The organism is Paracoccus liaowanqingii, assembly GCF_004683865.2.
GTDB classification, from domain to species: Bacteria; Pseudomonadota; Alphaproteobacteria; order Rhodobacterales; family Rhodobacteraceae; genus Paracoccus; species Paracoccus liaowanqingii.
In genome coordinates this window covers 146,770-170,285 of record NZ_CP040760.1, presented here as the reverse complement: position 1 = coordinate 170,285, position 23,516 = coordinate 146,770, and the positions used below count along the sequence as shown (strand labels likewise).

Annotated in this window: 21 protein-coding genes and 2 pseudogenes; 11 read left to right on the top strand and 12 right to left on the bottom strand. The window is 58.3% G+C overall.

Features of this window, described 5'->3' with window-relative positions:
- Window positions 1–266: 266 nt before the first annotated feature.
- The 4 genes from E4191_RS17550 to E4191_RS17535 all read left to right on the top strand — a co-directional run bounded on the left by E4191_RS17550 (window position 267) and on the right by E4191_RS17535 (window position 5,056).
- Complete coding sequence (locus tag E4191_RS17550) at window positions 267–995, top strand: response regulator (protein WP_139615753.1); 729 nt, start codon at window positions 267–269, stop codon at window positions 993–995.
- Window positions 992–2,272 (top strand): ATP-binding protein, encoded by a 1,281-nt coding sequence (locus tag E4191_RS17545; protein WP_139615752.1) that lies wholly within the window; start codon window positions 992–994, stop codon window positions 2,270–2,272. The genes E4191_RS17550 and E4191_RS17545 overlap by 4 nt, the downstream gene beginning before the upstream one ends.
- 806 nt (window positions 2,273–3,078) lie before the next feature.
- Window positions 3,079–3,294: a hypothetical protein gene (locus tag E4191_RS17540; RefSeq protein WP_139615751.1), complete on the top strand. Its 216-nt coding sequence runs from the start codon at window positions 3,079–3,081 to the stop codon at window positions 3,292–3,294.
- 661 nt (window positions 3,295–3,955) lie between these two features.
- Window positions 3,956–5,056 (top strand): mechanosensitive ion channel family protein, encoded by a 1,101-nt coding sequence (locus E4191_RS17535; RefSeq protein WP_228461809.1) that lies wholly within the window; start codon window positions 3,956–3,958, stop codon window positions 5,054–5,056.
- A 976-nt stretch (window positions 5,057–6,032) separates the two neighbouring features.
- On the opposite strand, the gene E4191_RS17530 is transcribed toward E4191_RS17535, so the two are convergent.
- From E4191_RS17530 to nirB, 3 genes are read right to left on the bottom strand one after another with little or no spacing between them, the layout of a single operon-like run.
- Window positions 6,033–6,878, bottom strand: coding sequence for a formate/nitrite transporter family protein (locus E4191_RS17530; RefSeq protein WP_135819099.1), 846 nt, complete (start codon window positions 6,876–6,878; stop codon window positions 6,033–6,035).
- A gap of 10 nt (window positions 6,879–6,888) precedes the next feature.
- Window positions 6,889–7,224 (bottom strand): nitrite reductase small subunit NirD, encoded by a 336-nt coding sequence (nirD, locus tag E4191_RS17525; protein ID WP_139615750.1) that lies wholly within the window; start codon window positions 7,222–7,224, stop codon window positions 6,889–6,891.
- Entirely contained in the window at window positions 7,221–9,650 is a 2,430-nt protein-coding gene (gene nirB / locus E4191_RS17520) for a nitrite reductase large subunit NirB (protein WP_139615749.1), read from the bottom strand. Before nirB ends, nirD begins: the two co-directional genes overlap by 4 nt.
- 773 nt (window positions 9,651–10,423) lie before the next feature.
- On the opposite strand from nirB, the gene E4191_RS17515 reads away from it, so the two are divergent.
- Entirely contained in the window at window positions 10,424–11,050 is a 627-nt protein-coding gene (locus E4191_RS17515; RefSeq protein ID WP_176562794.1) for a LysE family translocator, read from the top strand.
- 80 nt (window positions 11,051–11,130) lie between these two features.
- Here E4191_RS17515 and E4191_RS17510 read toward each other — a convergent pair whose 3' ends face one another.
- The 7 genes from E4191_RS17510 to E4191_RS17480 form a co-directional block, all read right to left on the bottom strand.
- Window positions 11,131–11,436, bottom strand: coding sequence for a GNAT family N-acetyltransferase (locus tag E4191_RS17510; RefSeq protein WP_228461808.1), 306 nt, complete (start codon window positions 11,434–11,436; stop codon window positions 11,131–11,133).
- Window positions 11,437–11,466: 30 nt separating this feature from the next.
- A protein-coding gene (locus E4191_RS17505; protein WP_135314351.1) for an IS630 family transposase occupies window positions 11,467–12,533 on the bottom strand; the annotation gives its coding sequence in 2 pieces (ribosomal slippage) (window positions 11,467–12,047 and window positions 12,047–12,533; 1,068 coding nt in all).
- Window positions 12,534–12,591: 58 nt separating this feature from the next.
- Complete coding sequence (locus E4191_RS17500; RefSeq protein ID WP_407947084.1) at window positions 12,592–12,738, bottom strand: hypothetical protein; 147 nt, start codon at window positions 12,736–12,738, stop codon at window positions 12,592–12,594.
- A 197-nt stretch (window positions 12,739–12,935) separates the two neighbouring features.
- Window positions 12,936–13,427, bottom strand: a complete 492-nt coding sequence (locus E4191_RS17495; protein ID WP_139615746.1) for a GNAT family N-acetyltransferase — start codon at window positions 13,425–13,427, stop codon at window positions 12,936–12,938.
- 129 nt (window positions 13,428–13,556) lie between these two features.
- Window positions 13,557–14,447: an alpha/beta fold hydrolase gene (locus tag E4191_RS17490; RefSeq protein WP_139615745.1), complete on the bottom strand. Its 891-nt coding sequence runs from the start codon at window positions 14,445–14,447 to the stop codon at window positions 13,557–13,559.
- A 174-nt stretch (window positions 14,448–14,621) separates the two neighbouring features.
- Entirely contained in the window at window positions 14,622–14,939 is a 318-nt protein-coding gene (locus E4191_RS17485; protein ID WP_139615744.1) for a hypothetical protein, read from the bottom strand.
- Between the two features lie 85 nt (window positions 14,940–15,024).
- Window positions 15,025–15,870 carry a helix-turn-helix domain-containing protein gene (locus tag E4191_RS17480; RefSeq protein WP_176562792.1) on the bottom strand — a complete coding sequence of 282 codons (846 nt, stop codon included), beginning with the start codon at window positions 15,868–15,870 and terminating at the stop codon, window positions 15,025–15,027.
- 371 nt (window positions 15,871–16,241) lie between these two features.
- On the opposite strand from E4191_RS17480, the pseudogene E4191_RS17475 reads away from it, so the two are divergent.
- Window positions 16,242–17,149, top strand: a pseudogene (locus E4191_RS17475) (recombinase family protein).
- Here E4191_RS17475 and E4191_RS24750 read toward each other — a convergent pair.
- A pseudogene (locus E4191_RS24750) lies at window positions 17,133–17,472 on the bottom strand (PIN domain-containing protein). The pseudogenes E4191_RS17475 and E4191_RS24750 overlap by 17 nt on opposite strands.
- Window positions 17,473–17,602: 130 nt before the next feature.
- A complete protein-coding gene (locus E4191_RS17470; RefSeq protein WP_139615742.1) occupies window positions 17,603–18,601 on the bottom strand; it encodes a replication initiation protein in 999 nt (332 codons plus the stop codon).
- Between the two features lie 576 nt (window positions 18,602–19,177).
- Here E4191_RS17470 and E4191_RS17465 point away from each other — a divergent pair.
- The 5 genes from E4191_RS17465 to E4191_RS17445 all read left to right on the top strand — a co-directional run bounded on the left by E4191_RS17465 (window position 19,178) and on the right by E4191_RS17445 (window position 23,433).
- The gene (locus E4191_RS17465) at window positions 19,178–20,377 is read left to right on the top strand and encodes an AAA family ATPase (protein WP_139615741.1); all 1,200 of its coding nucleotides are present in this window, start codon (window positions 19,178–19,180) and stop codon (window positions 20,375–20,377) included.
- Window positions 20,374–21,336 (top strand): ParB/RepB/Spo0J family partition protein, encoded by a 963-nt coding sequence (locus E4191_RS17460; protein WP_139615740.1) that lies wholly within the window; start codon window positions 20,374–20,376, stop codon window positions 21,334–21,336. The genes E4191_RS17465 and E4191_RS17460 overlap by 4 nt, the downstream gene beginning before the upstream one ends.
- Before the next feature lie 212 nt (window positions 21,337–21,548).
- Window positions 21,549–22,640 carry a Fic family protein gene (locus E4191_RS17455; RefSeq protein WP_139615739.1) on the top strand — a complete coding sequence of 364 codons (1,092 nt, stop codon included), beginning with the start codon at window positions 21,549–21,551 and terminating at the stop codon, window positions 22,638–22,640.
- A 194-nt stretch (window positions 22,641–22,834) separates the two neighbouring features.
- The gene (locus E4191_RS17450) at window positions 22,835–23,110 is read left to right on the top strand and encodes a hypothetical protein (RefSeq protein ID WP_139615738.1); all 276 of its coding nucleotides are present in this window, start codon (window positions 22,835–22,837) and stop codon (window positions 23,108–23,110) included.
- The gene (locus E4191_RS17445) at window positions 23,110–23,433 is read left to right on the top strand and encodes a type II toxin-antitoxin system RelE/ParE family toxin (protein ID WP_139615765.1); all 324 of its coding nucleotides are present in this window, start codon (window positions 23,110–23,112) and stop codon (window positions 23,431–23,433) included. The genes E4191_RS17450 and E4191_RS17445 overlap by 1 nt, the downstream gene beginning before the upstream one ends.
- Window positions 23,434–23,516: the final 83 nt, after the last annotated feature.

Here is a 23,516-nt window from a genome sequence, read left to right as displayed (position 1 = left end):
GCACGCAGGCTGTGCTGCCCGCCGGCAGACCAATCCAGGGGGACACCCATCATCATTCCGAATCCTCTCGACGTCAGTTCCGTCAGGATCGACCATGGGTGAGATGCGTGTCTGGCATTGGTCCGGGAGGTTTCGAAAGGTTTCTGACAACAGGAAATTTGTAACTGAAGGTTGCCACGGGCGAAGCGGCAAGATTGGGCAACAATGCTTGTCCCCTGATGCGTCATTGCCTGCTATGACCGGTTCATCCAGGAAAGCTGACCGCCATGCAAAACCTGCCCTCCATCCTGATCGTCGACGACGACCCTGAAATTCGAAATCTTCTGGTGCGCTACCTGTCCGGGCAGGGCTTCCGGGTCGAGGGCGCGGGAAACCGGCGCGACTGCATGACCAGTATCACGCAAGGCCTTCCGGATCTGGTGGTGCTGGACGTCATGCTGCCTGACGGATCGGGGCTGGAGATCTGCCGCGATCTGCGTGCCCGCCATCGACACTTGCCGATCATCATGTTGACAGCCTTGAAGGAAGACGTTGACCGCATCATCGGGCTGGAGATCGGCGCCGACGACTATCTGGGCAAGCCCTTCAATCCGCGGGAGCTGGTGGCCCGGATCAAGGCCGTCCTGCGCCGGACCGAACTCGAGCCAGTTCCTGCACCGGAGCCCGCCCGCAGCTATGTAATGGCGGGCTTTACCATTGATATAGAGATGCGAAGCGTCATCGCACCCGACGGAAGCGACGTGGATCTGACAGGGGCGGAATTCGATCTGCTGACAGTCTTTTTGGACCGCGCCGGGCGTCTTCTATCACGCGATCAGCTGCTGGATTTGACGCAGGGGCGTAACCGGGATCCCATGGATCGATCGATCGACGTGCTGATGAGCAGACTGCGCCGCAAGCTGGGGGAAAAGCTGGATGGTCCGGCCTTCAAGACGGTACGCAACGGCGGGTATCAACTGACCCTGCCTGTGTCCAGTCATGTGGTGACACGATGAAGTCGCTGCGCGCACGGATGGCGGCGCTGCTGATCGTCGCCATTCTGACGGTCGTGGGACTGGCCACTCTTGCGGCCAGTCGCGCCCTGCAACACCCCGACCCGGAGGGCGGCATCGATGCAGTTGCTGGACAGATCCGCCTGATAGCAACGCTGGCGCAAGACATGCCGGAGCAGATGGTCGCGGCAGGGGCGGTGATCAGCGAAAGCCCGGCGTCCGGTGAGCAGGTCCCGCGCACAACGGAATTGCTGAGCAACGCGCTGGCCGAGATGGGCCTCGGTATTCCCCTGACCGTGTCCCGCCCTGACGGCGGTCGTGTACTGACGATTTCGATCGAGCTCGAGGACGCGCGCTGGCTGCTTGCCGAGATGCCGGATCTGTCACCCCCAGAGGATGGCTGGAAAATCTTCACGGTCTGGATCGCCATGATCGTTATTGGGGCCATGGCGGTATCGCTCTGGGCCGCACGCAGCCTTGGCCGTCCGCTGGAACTGCTCGAGGCGGCCACCAGCCAGATTGGCGCGGATGGCATTCTGCCGCATATGGCGGAAAGCGGTCCGGCAGAGATCCGGGCCACCGCCCGCGCCTTGAACCATCTGTCCGATCAGGTGCGATCCGCCATGGACAGCCGGATGCGACTCATCGCGGCGGCAGGTCACGACCTGCGGACACCGATGACCAGGATGCGGCTGCGCGCCGAGTTCATCGAGGATGACGATGACCGCGCCAAATGGCTCATCGATCTTCACGAACTCGACCTGATCGCAGATAGCGCCATTCGCCTGGTGCGGGAGGAAGCGGCCGGTGGCGAGGCCCCCAGACCCCTCCGGCTGGACGTGCTCATATCGGACATCGCCGCCGAGTTGACTGAGACGCGGCACAACATTGCTGTGGGCGATCTGGCACCTCTTGAGGTGCGCGCCGATCCGCTGGCGCTCAAGCGGGCGCTGCGCAACCTGATCGTGAATGCTGCCACGCACGGCGGAGGCGCCTCGGTCAATCTGATGCAACAGGGGCGGCAGGCGGTCCTGTCGATCCGCGATGATGGTCCCGGCATACCGGAAGCGCTCCTCGGCCAGGTGTTCGAACCCTTCTTTCGCGCCGATCCGGCCCGCCGCAAGACGATCCCCGGCGCCGGCCTGGGATTGGCCATTGCTCGCGAGATCATCGAGCGGTTTGGCGGGCGCATCACCATCGCGAACCTGCAACCGCGCGGATTGGTCCAACACATCACCCTGGAATGCGCAGCCGACATGGTTCATCGACAAGAGGGCTAGTGCTGCCCGTCTGACAGTGGATTCCCCGTCTGGAGTGTGTGGGCAACGCTCTGACCATGAGCGGGACAACGTCGCCGCATCCGCGATGGGATTCATGCGTCAGGTGTGGAACACTAGTGTAGTTACGTTCAACGCTTGGAATGATTTTCGCTTACAATCTCTGGCATGAACTCCGGTTATAACCATCGGCCGGCTTATTGTCGGTCGTGAACACGCGCGTCAAAGGCCAAATAAACTTATTGACCCCGTGCCAATTCCGCTGATTCACATTCCAAAATTCTAGAATGCTCCCTGATAAAGCAGCCGCTTAAAACATAAGTGCTGACAGGTGAATTATGACTCATTTTATTGATTCGAGGTGAAAAAAGCGGTTGAGGTCAGCAAATTCGACGTAGGAAAGCCGCTGATCGCCGGGAGGCGCTCATGAGCAAACTTCGTTTACAAAAGACTCTCCGTCAGCAAACATTTGTAACACTCCGGACCAACACAAGACACGCGCATGGCTTATGCCTGATCGCATCGAGCGTTAATCATTATACACGTGGAGTGCATGGGCTGGTTATAAAATAACGTATGCATCACAGAGACCCGTGAGCGCGATCAATTCGGGATCATAGTTTTTCGGATCCAGTTTGGGATCTTTACTCCCAGTAGGCCAGTATCGCTTTGAAGCGCGGCAGTTATTAAGGATATCAGGGACGATTTAGTACTTCATCCCCAAGTTCGAGCTCAGCGCAAAACTGCAGAAACGTCTAAACAACCTAGAAGATTATCAGCAGATTTAGTGACAACGGAGGGTCAAATCAATGTTCCCTATTACGGAGAGTAACAACGTCGCCAAAGTTGAAATCACCCGAGACATGTTGGAAGCCATCCTATTGATTTTTGCCAGCCTGGGCGACATCTGCATCCTTGAAATTGAAGTGCGCCATAACGGTTTATTCGTGTTGAACCCTCTCACCGGTAAATACGAAGTCATTGGCTTGGCCTCGATGCCTCCGTCGATGAACCATTTAAGCTGACCATACACCGGACTGGTGCCGTGCAACAGGCTTTGGAGGAAGCTTCCCGACGCGAGAGTGACAACTCATGCTTATGCAGCTGCTTTGTGTTCAATTCACACAATTCAAATACTCGGCGGTATACTTTCAGATGGCTTTGCATGCCTGCACCAATATGACCTTTCGCTACCTTGTTGATCGAATAGCAGAAACGGCGGTTCGGCGATCGCTGAGCGATAGACGTTCGGAACCAGAGGGGGGCGTGCGAAACCGTGGCCTCTCCGCGAATTAAACCTAGGTCGGCTCAAGAGAACCAAAGCCCTAGTGTTCCACACCTGACGCATGAATCCCATCGCGGATGCGGCGACGTTGTCCCGCTCATGGTCAGAGCGTTGCCCACACACTCCAGACGGGGAATCCACTGTCAGACGGGCAGCACTAGTCTAGAGTGAAGACTTATCGATGTCTTGAAGGAGCCGGACCTTCGTAAGGTATTACAAACAAAAACATTTTCACCTCGTGTGAGCCGGTGGGCCTGAGATGCCTGACGCCCAACCGGAGTGAATCGCTGGCCAAAAGGTTCATGCAACCCTGCCGGTGCGCCGTAGCCGCCCCAAACTTTCCAACGAGCGCAGTGATCGAACCGCGCCTCAGATCTATGTACGTGAAGCACGAGGTTAGCATGAGCCGCTGGACTGATACCGCCCTGATTTTCGTTACCGCCGTGGTCGTGTCTTGGGTGGGCTGGATGCTGATTGATCGCTTCGCGTTGAGGCTGATTTCGCGGCGCAGCGATTTTTGGCGCCCCCTGCTGGCACGCTCGCGCGGTCCTGTGCAGTTGGCGCTGGTTATCGTCGCCCTCTCGGTCGCCGCCCGCGGCGCGCCGTTGACCCCGGAAGAAGGGACGATGTTGCGCCATGCGCTGTTCTTGTGTTTCGTGGCCTGCTTCACGCTGGTGGCACGCTCTGCCTTGCAGATCTGGGTCGCGCTGCACCTGCGTCGCTTTCGCATCGACGTCGAGGACAACCTGCTGGCCCGCAAGCATGTCACCCAGTCCCGAATTCTCCAGCAAGTGGGAAGCATACTGATCGTTACTATCGGGATCAGTGCCGCCCTGATGTCTTTCGAAGGGGTCCGCCAGTATGGTGTCAGTTTGCTGGCCTCAGCTGGCGCTGCGGGCCTGGTCGCTGGTCTCGCGCTGCAGCCGGTGCTGCGCAACCTGTTCGCGGGCATCCAGCTGGCGATCACCCAGCCCATTCGCATCGACGACGCGGTGATCGTCGAAGGCGAGTGGGGTAATGTCGAAGAAATTGGCGGCACGTATGTCGTCATCCGCATCTGGGACAAGCGCCGCCTGATCGTGCCCTTGAGCTATTTTATGGATCAGCCCTTCCAAAACTGGACACGCTCTGACGCGGCGCTGATTGGGGTTGTAATGATCTATGTCGATTACGCCACTGACATCCCTGCCCTGCGCACGGAAGCAGAGCGGATCGTCCGCGACTCACCGCTTTGGGACCGGGACGTCTTTGCCCTGCAGGTCACAGATTTCCGCGAAACCGTGACCGAGGTGCGTATCCTTGCCAGCGCCCGCAATGCTGGCCGCGCCTTCGATCTGCGTTGCGAAGTCCGCGAGCATCTTCTGGCATATCTCCAGAATACCCAGCCTCGGGCCATGCCGCGCCGGCGTGGAAGTATGAATGTGGATGTCTCCACTTTAGATTCGGCTGATCGAAGCCGTTTGACCGACTCGCTCGCCGCCTGGTTTGTTGATGAGGCGTAAGATTAAGAAGACGGACAAAAAGTAACCGCTACCGGCGATTAGAAGGCCGGTTCTAATGGGTTCGGCCATGTTGTTACGCATCGGCACATGGGGAGAGCGCGTCAGCCTTTCTCGGTTGGTTAAAAATTAGCCAAACGAATCCTACTGAGCGCGTAACGTGAAATGTTGGCTCGGAAACATAGGGGTTACAAAAAAGCCGTTCCCTTAGAAACAAAAAATAAAATTGGCTCTTCAAGATACATGCTAGTATTCCGTCACATAAATTCGGGGTCTGTCATGGAAGAGAGCGATAGCACGTCCGTGCGGGTGATTGATGTAGGCGAGTGCGGGTGGAACAGTCACACTGGATGTGACTACAATAGTCACGAAACGACCCAGTCATTACTGTTCTATCGCCCATCGCACGTAGAATTGGGCCGGCATGGCTCTAGATTATTTGATATCCTGAACAAAGAAAATCGTAGCGAGCATTCCTTCAATTCTTATGGTCGCCTTAGTATATTTCTTAAGCGTCATTTAGTGGGGAGCGTTTTCACCTCTTTTTTCATCATATTATTCCTGATCTATATACTCTCAAGTTAGATCAGCGCGGTTTTGATAGTTTTATGTGTTCACTTTATTTTTGTTTTTCGGTTGTAAAACCTATTTGTTTGGCTGGGGTTAAAGTCCTTTTCTCATGGTTCGTGCACACGGCCATCACGCAAGCCTCGATGCGGGCGGACGGATGCTCTGCATCCGTCCTGCGGCCTCGAGAGCCTGCTACGTAATGATAAAAAGGGTGGGTATATATAGCGCGACGCTCTGGTCATACTTATAAGGTTCCGCCACCCGAAAAGGTCGCGGGCATGCGATACCTTAACAGTGGCCGCGCCGTGTCAGACGCCGCACACTCGGGTCTGTGGTGCAATGATCTCGGCTCCCAATCGCTTGAAAGCCGAGATCATTCAATAAAACCAGCTGTCACTTTGACGGCAGATCACTCAGCCGGGACGGCACGGACTTCCGAAGCCACCTCCCGAGAAAGTTCAGGCGAGGTTTTATGATGCGTGGCGTAAATCATCACCCCCACGAAACTCAGCCCTCCGACAAGATTACCTAGCACAGTCGGGATCTCGTTCCAGATCATGTAGTCCATAATTGTGAACTCGCCGCCCAGAAGCAGACCAGCCGGGAACAGGAACATATTTACGATCGAATGTTCAAACCCCATGTAGAAGAAGATCATGATCGGCATCCACATGGCCATGATCTTTCCTGACACGCTGGTGGACATCATGGCTGCTACGACACCGGTTGAAACCATCCAGTTACACATGACGGCCCGCACAAACAGCGTCAGCATCCCGCCCGCGCCATGTTCGGCGTAGCCAAGTGTTCGTCCCTCGCCGATATGGCCAATCGTTTTCCCGATCTCGTTAGGAGCTTCCGACCAGCCGAAGGTGACAATGATTGCCATGAACAGCGCGACTGTAAAAGCGCCGCCAAAATTGCCGCAGAAGACAAGGCCCCAGTTGCGCAGCATGCCACGGACAGTGACACCCCGGCGCTTGTCGATCAAGGCAAGCGGCACCAGAGTAAATACGCCTGTGAGCAGGTCGAACCCGAGCAGATACAACATGCAGAAACCCGCCGGAAACAACAGAGCGCCGAGCAGGGGGTTGCCGGTGTTGACGGTGACCGTGACGGCGAAGGCTGCGGCCAGCGCCAGGATCGCTCCCGCCATATAGGAGCGGATCAGGGTGTCCTTGGTCGACATGAAGACTTTGGCTTCTCCAGCGTCGATCATCTTCTTGGCAAATTCTGAAGGGATGACGTAGGTCATGATATGCTCCTCATGCTGTGTTGCGCTGTGCCAGGACGGTGTGGTTCAGCAAGATCCGCCCGCCCTCCACCCGCACGGCATGGGTGGCGACCGCCCCGCTGTCGGCGCCCTGCGCCTGCCCGGTGGCCATGTCGAAGACCCAGTTGTGCAGGGGGCAAGTGACGGATGTGCCATGCACGATGCCCTCGGACAGGGGTCCGCCCTTGTGGGGGCAGCGGTCGTCCAGCGCAAAGACCCGGTCGTCGGCGGTGCGGAAGACGGCGACGCAGCCCTGCGGCGTGCGCACCACGCGGGCGCCTTGCGGGGGGATGTCCTCCAGCGCGGCGATGTCAATGAGCTGGCTCATTCGGCGGCCCTCAGGCGCAGGTCGGCCACGGGGGCCCACTCGTCGGGACGGGCGGCATGTTCGGCCCAGGGGTCGGTCTGATAGATCGTCTGCGACAGGCGGAAACGCTCGATCAGACCGGCGCGGGTGGCGGGATCCGCGACCTGCTCGCGGGCCCAGTCCAGACCCACCTTGTCCACCCATTTGTAGATCCGGTGCAGATAGCGTGCCTGTTCGCGATAGAGTTGCACGAAAGCCGAGATCACGTCGCAGACCTCGTCCTCGGTTTCCACGGTCAGCAGCGGCACCGTCTCGCGCACATCCATGCCGGCAGCGCCCGCGACGCTGATCTGAAACCCGCTGTCCACGCAGACGACGCCGATATCCTTGCAGGTGGCCTCGGCACAGTTGCGGGGGCAGCCCGAGACGCCCAGTTTCACCTTGGCAGGCGTCCACGATCCCCACAGCAGTTTCTCCAGCCGGATGCCCAGACCGGTCGAATCCTGCGTGCCGAAGCGGCAGAAATCCGTGCCCACGCAGGTCTTCACCGTGCGCAGCCCCTTGGCATAGGCATGCCCCGACACCATGCCCGCCTGGTTGAAGTCCGACCAGATCGCGGGCAGATCCTCTTTCCGCACGCCCAGCAGGTCGATGCGCTGGCCGCCGGTGACCTTGATCATCGGCACGGCATAGCGGTCAACGGCATCCGCGATGGCGCGCAGCTCGGCGCTGGTGGTGACGCCGCCCCACATGCGCGGCACGACCGAATAGGTGCCGTCCTTCTGGATATTGGCGTGGTTTCGTTCATTGACGAAGCGGCTCTGGCGGTCGTCGCGGTACTCCAGCGGCCAGTCCGCGATCAGGTAGTAGTTCAGCGCCGGACGACACGAGGCGCAGCCGCCCACGGTTTTCCAGCCCAGATCCTGCATCACGGCGGGGATGGTTTTCAGCCCCATCGACTTGATCAGCCGCCGCACGTCCTCATGCGTGTGATCGGTGCATTTGCACATGGGCGGGTTGGCGTTGGCGGCAAAGCCGTCGCCAAGCGTCAGCGCCATGACCTGCTCGACCAGCCCGGTGCAGGTGCCGCAGGACGCGCTGGCCTTGGTCAGCCCGCGCACGGCATCAAGTGTGGCGGCACCGCCCTGGATGGCGGTGACGATGGTTCCCTTGCACACGCCGTTGCACCCGCAGATCTCCGCCTCAGGCGGCAAGGCTGCAACGGCTGCCAAAGGGTCCGCTTGGGCACCTCCGGCGAAGGCGGGGCCGAAGATCAGCGTGTCGCGGTCGGCGGTGATGTCCGCGCCGCTGCGGATCTTGTCGAAGAACCACGGCCCGTCGGCGGTGTCGCCATACATCACGGCGCCGATCAGGCGGTCGCCTTCCAGGATCAGGCGCTTGTAGATGCCGCGCCCGGGATCGCGGAAGACGATGTCCTCGCGGCCCGGGCCCTCGGCGAAGTCGCCCGCGCTGAACAGGTCGCAGCCGGTGACCTTCAGCTTGGTCGCGGTCTGCAGGGGCATGAAGGCGGCGGGCGTGCCCGCCAGCGTGGCGGCCAGGACCTTGGCCTGATCGTAGAGCGGCGCGACCAGCCCGAACAGTTGCCCGTCATGTTCCACGCATTCGCCCAGGGCGAAGATCGCCGGGTCGCTGGTCCGCATCTGGTCGTCGACCGTGATGCCGCGCGCGACCTCCAGCCCCGCATCATTGGCCAGGCGCGTCTCGGGGCGGATGCCCACGGCCATGCAGACCAGATCGGCGGGATAGGTGGTCCCGTCCTCCAGCAGCACGGCCTCGACCCGATCCGTGCCGAGGATCGCCTTGGTAGCGCCCTTGCAATGGATGCGGATGCCACGCTTTTCCAGATCCCGTTGCAAGAGGTACCCCGCGGCGGGGTCCAGCTGGCGCTCCATCAGATGGCCCATCAGGTGGATGACAGTCACCTCGGCGCCCCGCGCGGCCATGCCGGCGGCGGCCTCCAGCCCCAGCAGACCGCCGCCGATGACCACGGCGGTGGCGCCGGGGCGGCTGGCCTCGATCATCGCGTTGGTGTCTTCCAGATCGCGATAGGCCACGACGCCGGGCAGCTTGTGGCCCGGCAGCGGGATGATGAAGGGCGCCGAGCCGGTGGCGATGACCAGCGCGTCATATTCGACCGGGCCGCGCGCGCCATGGACGATTCTCGCGCCCCGGTCGATGCCCACGACGGCCTCGCCGAAGCGGCAGGTGACGCCCTGCGCCAGATACCAGTCCGTGTCATGGGTGACGATCTGGTCATAGGTCTTGTCGCCCGACAGGACCGGCGACAGCATCAGCCGGTTGTAGTTGCCGCGCGGCTCCGCGTTGAAGAGCGTCACGTCCCACTGGCCGGGGGCCTGGTCGAACAGATGCTCCAGCATCCGGCCCGAGGCCATGCCCGCGCCGATCACCACAAGTTTGCGTGTCATGGCGCGGTGTTTATTGCCGCTTTGAAACCCTGTATCATTCTTCGGGACAGGATTGACGTGTATGGATTGGGAGGGATTGCTGGCGGACATGGATGCTCCGGTGGCGAACGGGAAAACGAGAAGTTTAAAAACGCGCGCCTAACGCCAACGACAGCCTTGAAAGACCATCGAGCAGAGGCACGATTTCAAAAATTGCCGCATCGTCGCGACCAAGCCCATGACGCGCCGTTGCGCCGGACCCTGCTCACCCTCATTCACCGATTAGATAGGCTGAGCCAAGCAGGCGGTCCCCAATTCAAACCAGGTGCGGAAATTTCGTGCAACATTGCTGTCGAAATGCCCGCTTTGCTCCCCGTTTGAACAACATATGTAAACGGCGGCCGCCTTGTTGCGCCGAAGGCGTCGAGATCTATGCATCTGGCCATCGCCGGTGGCCGACTGAGGTGAAGGCTTTGGTGGTCGCCGATACGCTTGAGCCTGGTGCCACGTGGGAGGAACCGGATTTTTCCGTGGAGGCTGACGCGCAGCGGCACCAGAGCCCGTGCTCAGATCGCCGGCCGGGTGGCGGGCTGACCAATGAAATGAAAAATCGTCAGCGGTGCCAAAGCGAAGCGGAAGCCGGCTGTCCGCTGGATCAGCGATCGCGGTGCCCGCGATCACCATATCTCTCGAAAAGCAGCCTCTCGGCGGCCGGGTAGCATCGACGCAAGGAGCCCTTTACGGACGGTCGCCCTAGTCCTTAGCATCTGCACAGCGTGAAAAAGGAGATGGCGATGCCCGAAATGACTGTGCTTCTGACTTACCTCGCAGTGCTGGTCGGCTTCGTCTTCTTTCCGGGGCCGTCGATTTTGCTGACTTTGGCACGTGCTTCAACCTCGGGGACTCGGGCGGGAGTAGCGACGAGCCTCGGCATTGGCCTGGGAGATGTAATCCACACTCTGCTGGCCGTGATAGGGGTGTCGGCCATCGTCATGGCGTCTGCCAATGCTTTTCTGGCAGTGAAATTGCTGGGCGCTGGATATCTGATCTACATTGGTCTCCGTAGCATTTTCGAGCGGACTTCTTTTCAGGGCCAGCCTGATTTGCCACTGATCACTCCGCGCAAAGCATTTCGTCAGGCATGTCTCGCTGAGGTGTTGAACCCGAAATCGGCCATGTTCTTCTTAGCGTTCCTGCCGCAGTTTGTTGCCCCCGATCAGGGAAATGTCGCCCTGCAGCTCTTGGTGCTTGGTCTGCTGTTCGTAGTGATGGGGACTGCTGCCACGCTCTTGGTAGCGGTCGGTGCAGGAACTATCGGAGCAACCTTGCGCAGCAACCCTGCCATCCAGCGTTGGCAAGGAAAAGTGGTGGGCACCCTATATTGCGCTCTTGGTATCCGACTTGCATTTCAACAGCGCTGATCACTGTCTGCTCGGTCCCGCATAGCTGCCCCTCAGCCGCCGCCTTCATCCGTTTGCGATGCGGGACGGAGCTGCTGTTGCTAGGTGAGCACCTTTTCGAAGTAAACTCGGTTGAAGCCGTCCTCGGTGTGGCGGCCCACTTCGGCATATCCAAGCTTTGGGTAGATCGATAGGTTTTCGGTCATCTTCTCGTTTGTGTAGAGCTTAACGGCACCTAGACCCCGTTCTCGCGCGGCATTCTCACAGAAATTGACGAGTTCCTTCCCTACACCGCGCCCAGCTGCACGAGGAAGGACAGCTACATTCTCGAGAAGAATATGCCTTTCTTCGGCATAAAAAACGATAAAGCCCTGAAATCCGCCTTGGTCATCTATCGCAACGAACACGTCGCCGTCAGCGATCTGATACCAACGGCCCTAAGCACTGACCCCTTTTGCGTATTCACGCGTGGCAATCGATCGGACGCGCTCGGGGTCGTTTGCGAAGGCGTTCCATGCGCTGCAGCATCGGTCGACAATGTCTGCGTAGGTGTCAAAGACGGTGATGGCGAGGCAGTTTGCGCGCAGATAGGCCCAGATGTTCTCAACCGGATTCAGCTCTGGCGCATAGGGCGGAAGCGTCACGATGGTGATGTTGTCGGGGATGCGCAGAGCGCTGGAGTTATGCCAGCCGGCGCCGTCCATCACGAGCACGGCATGGGCGCCCGACGCGACGGTTTTCGCGATTTCAGCGAGATGAGCGTTCATGGCCGAGGTATCGGCACGTGGCATGACAAGTGCCGCGGTCGTGGCGCGCGATGGACAGACGGCGCCGAAGATATAGGCCCATTTGTAGCGGGTGTCGCGCGGCGCACGAGGCCGGGTTCCGCACTCGGCCCAGGTCCGGGTGAGCGTCCCCTGTTGACCTACGCGTGCTTCATCCTGAAACCACACCTCCAATGGCTTCCCGTGCGCCGTCTCCGGCAGGGCGGCCTTTACCGTAGCGGCAAAGTTTTTTTAAATGCCTCCTGTGCCAACGGGTCGGATTTGGGGTGCTGTGGGCGCACTGAAAGGCGGCGGAAGCCAAGGGCTGCCAGCTGCTTGCCGACCGTCCGCTCGTGCATGACCACGCCGAAGCGATCTTCGATCTTGCGCTTGAGATCGACGCAGCGCCAGCGGACCACCCCATCGGCCTCAAGGTCAGGCCCTTCACGGACCATCCGGGCAAGTTCCGCTTTCTGCTCAGAGTTCAGGAGCGGCGTCGGGCCTGCCCAATACCGGTTCGACAGACCGGTGATCCCCTCGGCGTTGTAGCGATGAACCCAATCGCGCAGGGTCTGCCGGTCCATGCCGCAGGCCTCCGCCGCCGTCTTGCGATCCGCGCCCTCCAGAACAAGAGCGATCGCCAAAATCCGCCGCACCGCTTTTGCATCCTTTGTGCGCGCCGCCGCCGCCCGAAGCTCACTTGTCGACATATCCGTTCGAGTGATCTCAATCGCCATCAGAACCTCCATCTCTTGATGGCAATGATTCAGATTTTCAGGTCGAAGGGAATCCCGTGAGTCAGAGCTTAGGGCTGTTGGTATGAGTGGCAAAGTCAGCGACCATCGGTGCCGGTTTTCGTCCGATCAGTTGAACATACCGCTCATACGCCTTTTCAGCGCATTCCCTAATCTGCACTTCATCGTGGGCCGTGGCCTGCCGGATCATGTCGCCCTCCTGAGATACAGCAGAGACGATATTGAGTTGTCAGGACGTCCGCAGCAATGGCCGCAGTGGGCTCTTCACGTCGATGGCGTGCAGCCCCATCGCCGGCAGCTATGCGGGACGAAGCAGTCTCTCTCGGATAGACCTGCTCAAGAGCGTTAGACGAAAGGATCATCCCCGGCTTTCAATGGATAATCTTCTCATCCACCCCCAAGCACGCGGCACTTAGAAGTCGTTAGCTGTTCCAACTTATAATCCTCAAAACCGAGTGAGGCATAGAAAGCCAAACACTCAATATTTTTGCGTCGAACAGTCGCGTCTATCCAGCGGACTCTTGCAGTTCTCGCAGCCAAAAGCGTCTTCACGAACAGTGCTGCGCCTACGCCTCTGCCATGATGGCTTTGCTTCACGTAAGTGGAGATAATTGCCCAGTCTTGTGGTAGTGTGTTTTCGCCGGGCCAGTCCTGGTTGGCCCACTTAAGCGCTTGGAACCCAAGCACACAGCTACCTTCGCAAACGACATAACAGGAAATTCCTTGTGGCGGCGAGATGAATACGTCGAGCATTCGGTCATAGTCGAAGCCGCGGTCATGCGCTGTTGTTACGCCGATCAATATGGTCTCGTTAAGGACTCGGGTCATCCCCTCCACATCCTGTTCTTGGGCGGCACGGATGACATTTGCTTTGACCATAGGAATTTCTTGATTGGAAACGCGTGGCCTTCACCTATAGACGACCTCTGACCGTCCGCAAAGGGCTCCTTCACGTCGATGCCTCTGCACCGCATAGCCTGCAGCTATCGGGACGAAGCAGTCAGATGCTTAATGTTTCTCTGCCAATGCCACTATCGCAGCGGCAAATTCCTCTGGTGCTTCTTGCGGCAGGTTGTGGCCTGCGCTGTCTATAATCCTGCGTTCATAGAAACCGGTGAAATGCGAATGATCGCAATCTTCTGCTACTGGCGGATCAACCCCATCATCCCGGCCCTGAAGAACAATGGAAGAGACGGAAATGTCAGGCTGAGCGGCCAGCTGCGTCTCGATGTCATCATAGGCTGGATCACCGGGAATGCCGCCAAATCGGTGGCGATAGGAATGCAGCACAATCTCCACGAAGTCAGGGTTGTCGAAGGAGGGGGCAGTTGCGTCCCATACCACATCGCTAAACCGCCAGCTTGGCGACCAAAGCGACCAGATATGGCGGCAGATATCGCGCCTGCTGTGAATTAATCCGGCGCGGCCCCGCTCGGTATGGAAATAATACATATACCAGTAGCGGGCCTCCACGACTGCGGGGGCAGGGTTGGCGGCATTCGCAATGTTCTGGATATTGTAGCCCTGTCCGCAACTCACAAGGCCGCGCGCCCGCTCGGGCCAGAGTGCAGCGACGATACATGCCGCACGCCCACCCCAATCGTATCCTCCGAGAAAAGCAGTACCAATGGATAGCGCATCCATGAAGGCCAGGAGATCGGCCCCTAGCGCCGCCTGCTGACCTGAGCGCATCGTGAGAGGCGAAAGAAAGCAGGTTGGGCCATAGCCCCGCAGGTAGGGGACGAGACAGCGATATCCCCGCCCGCCGAGGTTTGCGGCTACAGCATCGTAGGCATGGGCATCATAAGGAAACCCATGCAGCAGGATCACCGGCTCGCCTCCCTCCGGCCCAACCTCATGGTAGTGGATGTCTAGGCATCCTGCCTTGATCGACTTCATCCGTTGCTTCCTCCGGATTGCCCTTACCACTGAAAGCCTAGGCCGACAGGCCGAAAGGCGGCAATGGGCTCCTTGCGTCAATACTACCAGGCCGCCGAGACGCTGCTCTTCGTGAGATATGGTGATCGCGGGCACCGCGATCGCTGATCCAACCAGGACCAGACGTCCATCTCATCAGTCTTGCTCTCGCGACATGCCACCAATCGGGAACATGTCCTCGCCGTAATGGTGCAGCTTGACGTGATGGGTTCGGCACAGCCAGCGGACATCGAGAGGCTGGTCGTAGCGGTCGTGATGGGCGTCGACGACGCTCGCCCCGCAGACCTCGCAGGGCTGCTTTTGCAACTGGCCTGACATGAGCGCGCGTTGCACGGCAAGATGGGCGCGATACTTCGACAGATTGGCCCGGCGCCAGTTGGTCTGACGACTGTCGCTTTTCAGAACGGTTGGCTTTTGATGCGGGGGCGTCTTCGCGTCCGGCGTGCGTGTCATCTGGCCCTCCGGTGTTTCGCCATCCCGTGGCGGTATCTGCACCCAGGCTGCAGTCGAGGTGCTGCAGCGCAAAGGCATGATACGATCATATTTCGATGGCCCACAGCCTGAACCTGCGATTGCCGGTCACCTCGCGGGTCAGACCGAGATCGTTCAGGCGCTTCAGCATGCGCTCGGCCGTGGGGCGGCTGATGCCGGCGCGCGTCTCTATCTCCATGGCCGAGACAAAGGGTCGGGCTGCCAGCACCGCGATGACCCGGGCGGCGTTGTCGCCCTTGATGCCGGAAGTGGCGGCCCGGGCCCGCTCGGACCAGGCCCCGATGCGCAGGATCAGCGCCCGCGCCTCCTGTGCACCGGCGCGCAGCGCGGCAAGATGCGTGGTGAGCCGATCCGCGGGCGGACCATAGCCGGTCCAGACCCGCCGCCCATGCCGGCCAAAGGGGACGAAGCGCAACCCCTCGGCCCCTGCCGCCATGTGGCGCGCCGACCAGACAGCCGGCTCAACCACCTGCCCCGGTGGAGACAGCTCGGCCATGCGCCATAGGGCGAGAGCCGCAGGGCCACACGCCAGCGGATGCAACGCCGCGAAGGCATCGACGGCCGCCAGGAACTCAACGGCTGCGCCATCGAACTCCCTGCCCTGGAGGCGCAGGTCCATGCTGGTCGCCGATGGCTCATCGGATGCGGCGCGGCGGTGTAGCCCCAGAAAGGCCGGCAGGTCCATCAAAGCCCCCTGCCCTTCCAGCCGGCGGACAGCCCACCGCGCCAGACGCAACGCCTCCGGGTCGGATGCCGCGCGGGCCTCCATCAGTTCGCGGCCGATCTCGTCTCGACCCAGCATCAGCCCCTGCGCCCGGAGCATCGCCTCGACCTCGATGTGGATCAGGCGTTCGCGGGCCCCTGCGGCCTCCGCCGCGGGCAGCGCCAGCAACGTAGCCTCTAGCCGCCCGAGATCGCGGGCCGCATCTGCCAGTGCAGAGGCTTGAGCCGCCTGTGCGGCAAGCCAGGGCTGGGGATCAGCGAGGGACGGCATCTGATCGATGAGCGAAGCCTTTTTTTTCAGTTTGAACCCAGTATCTAGACAACCTCAAGCACCATCTTAGCACCTTTATGAAGAGCACTGATGTATTTTCAGAGGGTCGGTTGCAGGATCTTCCTGAATGGCTACGTGCGCATCAAATACCCCGCAAGCGGCCTTCATTCGCCAGTGAAACACGGCATAAGAACGATGCCGGCTTGCTTGCTTCTGTTTACAAACGGTCGTTTATTTACATAAATAAAGATTGCAAAATCGCCCTTCCCATGTCCCTGATCGGCTATTCCCGCGTCTCTACGGATGATCAAACCTTGCTGCCGCAAGCCCAGGCTCTGAAAGCCCTAGGCTGCTCAGTCGTTCGCGAGGAGCACGGCTCCGGAGGCAATCGTGCCCGCCCCGTCCTGATGAGCGTCCCGGACGGTATCCGCAAAGGAGACACGCTGGCCGTCGTTCGGATCGACCGACTAGCCCGTTCCCTCTCGCATCTGCTGGAGGTCATCGAGAAACTCGAAGCAAAGGGAGGGTTTCTTTGGTCGCTCGAGGATCCGATCAATACGGCATCGCCCTAGGGTAAGTTTAGGCTCCAGGTGCTTGGGGCGGCGGCAAAATTCGAGCGGTCCCTGATCCGCGAGCGCACAAAGGCAGGACTGGTCAGCGCACGTCTCGAAGGCCGCACCGGCAGAAATCCCGGGCTGTGTGCCCAAAATCCGGCGGCGCTTCGCAAGGTCCGCCTGGCGCGGCGTGACGGCTACATGGAGCGCGTGGCGCAGACTGCAGCGGATTGGGTTCCACAGGTTCGCAGGCTGCGCCCACACATGGCCTGAGAAGATATCCTGCGGCTTATAGACGCCTCCCTGCCCCATAGCCGACAATGGACGCGGCCGAGGCTTCTGAGGGCTGTACGGGCCTATGTCCGTGACGGTCTCCTGCCCGAACTGGTACTCGGGCGTGCCGCCCGGCGTGTTGGCGATAGCCGTCTGCCAGCGATCGTGGCTCGATAAAGGGAGCTGACCCCCAAATTACCCTTCAGGCCATCTGCAATCGCCTGGAGGCGATGCGCGAGCGCACGCAACGCGGGCGGACAACGTGGCAACCCTCGTCGGTCAAGATGCTGCTGGCACAGGCAGAGAAGTTGGGAATGCTGTCCGAGAAAACGGTCAAGCGAACGGACTAACCAGTCGCAGCTGTCCTTCGACAAGCAGCCCCGCATGCATGTCTTCAGTCCAGAGTGGTAGTGCAGCCAGAGATCAGGGCCGCGACGACGATCATCGCGTCATACACCGAAAACCCGTAGCGCTCAGCCATCGCGCGACCGACCTCATGAGTACGCTAGATCACACCCTCAACTGAGCAAAACGCCCGGACTCCGGCTAAAAAACTGGCAGTTTTATCCCAGTCAAGTCCTGCCTTGCGACGGCAATTTATCATTGCCTCGTTCAACACCTGCACGCTAAAGCGCGGGCCCCGCACGAGGTGGGCTGGCACGTGATTTGCTATACGAGAACGCGCGTTATACCCGGTTTACTCGCCTACCGAGCAGCACGCTTGCTCGGTCTCTACAAGAACGCTCATCCTGCAAGGAGGTCGATGTAAACAAAACATATTTTCAGTAATTGCCAATTGGCAATTACAATGGATTGGCCTCGGCATATTTGCGAAAAAAGGCAAGGAAGGCGCGGTCGGGATTGGCAGCGTCGGGCTTGCCCTTTGCCCATGCACGCCATTCGCCTTCTATGAAGTAGATGTCGTAACCTGGGTGACGCATCCGTGCTGTCTCATACGTATCAGTGCGAAGGGGCAGCCCGCGCGTGTCGAGCCAAGCTGGTCGCGCTCTACCCTCACGCTCCTCGGCGCGTACTTTGCGACCAACTTTTGAGTACTGCAGCGCACGGTCAGCAGCTCCTGCTGCGTCATCATCCTTGCGCCACCAACGGAGTTCGACATGCGTCACGCTGCGACCTGTCTTAATAGGCTCGATCGCGACCATGAAATCGGACAGCGCGTTGACCTCAGCGACCGCCGGATCAATTGCTCGCAGCTTCAGGTTCGACCATGAAGTGAGCTTGCCTTTTGGCACGCCAAGCACGCCACGCAACGCTTCAAGCGCAAATTTCTCGGAACTGCGCCATCGAAGGTTCCCGCGCTTCTGGACCATCTCGTAAAGGGTAAGCGCGTACTTAGAGGATAGTGCAAACATCACCTCGCGCTGAAGACGAGCAAAGACGGTGGAATTGGAGATGATACGTCGCAGACGCGAAGGAATCTCGTATTCAAGCAACCCGTCGGCGCGGTTTGCCTCAACATTGCCACCCAAAAGTTGCACGCGTTCGATAGCGGATTCACCATCCCAGGTGACGGCGACTTTAACGATTGCAGACATAAGCCGCTCGATGCTCTCGCCGATACGGTCGTTGGAGTTATGAGAGCCACGCAAGGCAGATTTGGCTATGACATGGCTGACGGGTTTATCGATCGCGTCCCATGCGTTTTCGAGAAGCTGGTTGTAGATGCGACGGTCATTAAGGGTCAGCGGTGTGACCTCGACTAGATCGACTAGTTCGCCCGGCTTGATAATGCTTTCGGCATTGGGGCGGACTTCGACGGTGCGATAAGATTTCTCGGCCATTTTCTTACTCCCCAACTCTTACTTTTGTATCGTCAGCGGCGTAAGATTTCAACCGCTTCCCGCTTGGTCGGAGGGATTGCACCCGAAACGTAAGGGTTACATTGGAGGACAGCGCAGTACAGTACTACAACACTTTGACAACAATGCTCTTTTTTATGGAAACGCGACCAAACTGGCGGCTGCCCAAAAGGTAAGGACTCGGATCATCCCGATGCGTATGGCATGCCGCCCCAATATGTAAGAACAGACATCCCGATTCGTAGGAATTGGCGCCCAAACTGTAAGGGTAAATACGCAAAAACCAATATTTTTCAATTATTTAGCTGTGTACGAACAAAATGAATCTATGAATCTGAACTCAAGACGTTTTTTTTATTCTTACAAGATTTCAAGAATCCCAAAACCCCTATCTAGATCTTACAGATTGGTTGCCCTGACCCCATAAATGGCTCCACAAATCCGAACTACGCCATCAATGAACACAACTATCGGCTTTTTGACCACAATCTCAGAATTTCCGAACTTTACGGTGTCGTCCAAATAGCGCATGATCCGCGCAAAGTAACGTGAGGCGCCATGACATCCGTTCTTCCAACCGTAAGTTTCACAGAGTTAACGCAGCTCACCAGCCGCGCAAGCACCGTTATCCAACGCCTGCGGGAACGTGTTTTCTCGCCAGGACATGAAAAACAGCTCAATCTTCGCTTTAACGTCCGAACAGCTGCGGAGATGGTGGGGCGCACCGAAAAGGCAATCCGTGACGCTGAGGGTGACGGTCGTTTGCAGGAACCAGACAAAGATCCCGAAACGAAACGCCGAACGGGTTACACATTGGGGCAGGTCAACCAGATGCGGGATGTGTTCGGCACGCTACCTCACCGCGCAACCGATGATCCGGCGCTGGTTCTTGCGGTTCAGAACTTCAAAGGCGGTGTCGGAAAGTCTACTATCGTCAGTCACTTGTCACAGTTCTTTGCGCTTAAAGGCTATCGTGTATGCGTGATCGATTGCGACAGCCAAGCGTCCACCACTGCGATGTTCGGGATAAATCCTGACATCGATGTAGATGAGGAGGAGGATACGCTTTATCCATTTTTGCGCCATGGTGGGCCAAAGTCCCTTCACTATGCCCTGCGGGCAACTTATTGGCCGGGGATTGCACTCATTCCCGCAAACCTCGGGCTCTACGACGCGGAGTACGAATTTGCAGCCCGGATGGCGCGAGAGCCGACTTTCATTCTCGACCGCTTGAGGGATGGGGTCGAAAGCATTGCTGACCAGTTCGACATCATCCTGCTTGACCCGCCGCCAGCGCTTGGCATGTTGTCGCTTTCGGTTCTGCGGGCGGCGAACGCACTGTTGATTCCGGCACCGCCGAACAATATTGATTTCGCATCGACCGCACATTTCCTGAAGATGATGGAGTCGACCTTGTCGGAACTCGCCGAACATGGCGGCGCGCGCGAGTATAGTTTTGTTAAAATTATTGCCTCAAAGATGAACGATCAAAAGTCTGCGCATCTTGCGATTAAAAGGATGATGGATGCGGTGTTCCCGCAGGATATGCTGCAAGCGACGTTGAAGGACAGCGCCGAGATAGACAATGCAACTGCGAACCTGTCCACGGTTTACGAATTGACTGGACCGGCAACCAGAACCGAAACGCACAAGCGCTGTCGCGCCTACTTGGATGCAGTCGGACGTGAGGTGGAACTTCTTACACGCAAGACTTGGCCCAGCCATCACAAAGCGCTTCGCAAGGAGGGACTGCTATGAGCAAACGTCACAACGCCATAGACGACATCCTGAACAGCTTCGAGCCTAATGCCGTGCCCGAGGAAAAAGCAGGGGCGCGATTTTTGAAACGTTCAAACGCATTAGCTGAAAGCGGAGAACGGGAGGAAAAGGTGCTGCGTTGGGTCGATCCTGCGCAATGCGTCATGTGGGAACGGCACAACCGCGAATATTCGCTGTTAAACGACCAAAATTGCGCCGACCTCATCAACTCGATCAAGGCGCAGGGGCGGCAAGAATTTCCTGCTATCGTCCGCCGGACAGGCGGGGGGTATGAGGTAATCTGTGGCGCACGTCGGCATTTCGCCATCAGTTGGCTGCGTGCAAACAACTACCCACAATTCCGGTATCTGGTCGATGTACGCGAATTGACGGACGAGGAAGCCTTCCGCCTCTCCGACATAGAGAACCGCGACCGCGAGGATATTTCTGATTATGAACGCGCCCGCGACTACGCAAGAGCGTTGGAGACTTATTATGGCGGTCGGCAGAAAGCTATGGCGGAACGGCTGGAGGTCTCCGAGGGCTGGCTCTCGCGCTACCTTCAACTGGCGAAGCTGCCGGACGTAATCATCGCCGCGTATGCATCTTTGCGTGACGTAAAAGAGCTTCACGCGCGGATGCTGAAGCCTTTGCTGACCAACCCGAAGACGCGCGAGGCGGTGATGAATGTGGCGAGTGATCTTGCCATGACTCAGGAACTTGTGCGGGCAGGGAAGGGCGATCCAGTTCCCGCCGCGCAGGTCCTGGCCCGCCTAAAGGCTGCTGTCACCACTCCAAAACGCACGCGTCCGTCCGCCACTGTTTCTCGGCGCATTATCCATGAAAGCGGCGTCGCGATGCAGCGTAGGAACGGTAAGGTGACATTGGAATTCGATGAGGGCCTGTCTGAGGAATCATTGCGCGCTGCGATCGACCTGTTCCTGAAGTCTCGGGAATAATTGACAGGTGGCAATTATCTTATTTTATCGTTTTTTATCAGTAATTAAGCTGTGATGCAGGTGTTTGCGGATCGCAAGGCCAAGCCTGCGTACTCCCAGCCATTTTTCAAGCTCGCGCCAGTTCTCGTCATGTTCGCAAAATGCGTCTTTCCCAAACATGTGCGCGCTGTCATGTTAGATAAATCTGATTAACCGAACACGTTGGTGATGTCGTGTTAAAGCCGACCTATATTCTTCCCCGGATGCCTCCTCCCATTGATCTGGAAACGGTGCCCGTTCTAAAGAGCTTAAACCGGGCGTCACGGGCTTTGGCAAACCTGAAGGGTCAGGCAAGAACGATCCCGAACCAGGGTATTTTGATCGATACCTTGGCTCTGCAGGAGGCAAAAGCCTCGTCGGAGGTCGAGAACATCGTCACTACCCAAGACGAACTGTTTCAAGCTGATGTGTTCCCTGACGATCCTCTGTCACCCGCTGCCAAAGAGGTAGCGCGCTATCGCGACGCGTTGCGGCTTGGGCACCGCAGACTGATCGAGACGGGCGGCCTGGTTCTTAACTCGACGCTTATCGACATGTTCCGACTACTGAAGAATCGGGACGATGCGTTCAGGGTGACGCCCGGAACTGCTTTGAGGAACGAAAAAAGCGGAGAGACCGTCTTTATCCCACCTCAGGATGCGAACGAGATCATCCGGCTGATGACGGACCTTGAACGGTTCGTAAATGATGATGACCGTTCGGATCTCGATCCACTGATCAAGATGGCGCTGATCCATCACCAGTTCGAAAGTATCCATCCATTTTCTGATGGAAACGGACGGATAGGACGCATCCTGAATGTGCTCTACCTTACCCGTACAGGCTTACTCGACATCCCAATCCTCTACCTCTCGCGACATATCACGCGTCACAAGAGCAATTACTATCGGCTCCTCCAAGCTGTGCGAGATGACAGCGCATGGGAGGAGTGGGTTATCTTCATGCTTGAGGCCGTAGCCGAAACGGCTGATACCACGACACTGCTGGTTGATGGGATTGGCACTCAGATGCATGAGGTGAAGCACCGCCTCCGAATGGAGCTTCCGAAGCTCTACAGTCAGGATCTTCTGAACAACCTTTTCCGGCACCCCTACACGCGCATCGAATACGTTCAGAATGAACTCGGCATCACCCGACAAACAGCCGCACGGTACCTCGATACGCTTTCGAAAAACGGTTTTGTGGAAAAACACCGGGCGGGAAAGAGCAACTACTTCATCAACACGGAGCTTGTTCGGTTGATGATGACGGTATCAGATACATAGCCTTTCTTGTGTCCCAGAACTTCCCGCGCGATTCCTGCCGAATGTCCACTATCTTCCGCACAGCATCCTTCACCGCTGCAGTGCGGAAGTCTGCTTTATCCCGCATAGTCATGCAAGCCAAGAGAACAGCTCCTACCTTGCATAGAAAGGATCGCTGCGGTAGTCTGTTGGAATACCCATGGGGAGAAGCTATCATGAGCGTCCACAAGCAGACAGTCAGTTTTACGGAAGCAGCCTTTGCGTTTGCTCATGATCTGGTCAAGCAGGGGGATTACCCCAATGTCAGTGCCGCCGTATCCGGGGAGCTGGCGGTCGCACGACGGGTTCGCGAAACCGAAAAGGCCCTGCTCGAGGTAGAACTCGAACGGCGCCTGCAGCTTCCGCCTGGTCAGTGGATCCGTGTCGACTCTGCCGAGCAACTCACCGCGGGAGCACGGGCGTACCTCGCAGGGCTCGATCTTCCCGAGTGATGCAGTTCGCGTATCACCCGCATGTCGGGCGGGATCTTCAGGCCATAGCAGAGCATGTCGCAACCGTATCTGGCAGCAAAGCAGCTGCAGAGCGCCGACTTGATGAAATCGACAACCTGGTAGCGGAGATTGGGCGTTCGCCAAATTCCGGCGCCCGTATCGGCAATGGTTGGCTCGTCCGCCATGGTGGTGCCGGCCAGAAGATCACAATCGTTTTTGGTCTGGATGACAGCAGAGACTGCGTTCAAATTGGTATCATCGCTTTTGGCAGGCAGAACTGGGAGCCGAAAGCATCTCAGAGAGCCGGGCATTGGTGCAAGTAAAGTGGCCCGCTGATGTTCGAGTCCGAGATCAACGGGGCTTTGGGGTTTAGCCAGCAGCACCCGTGAAAAGTCTGCGTCTGAAA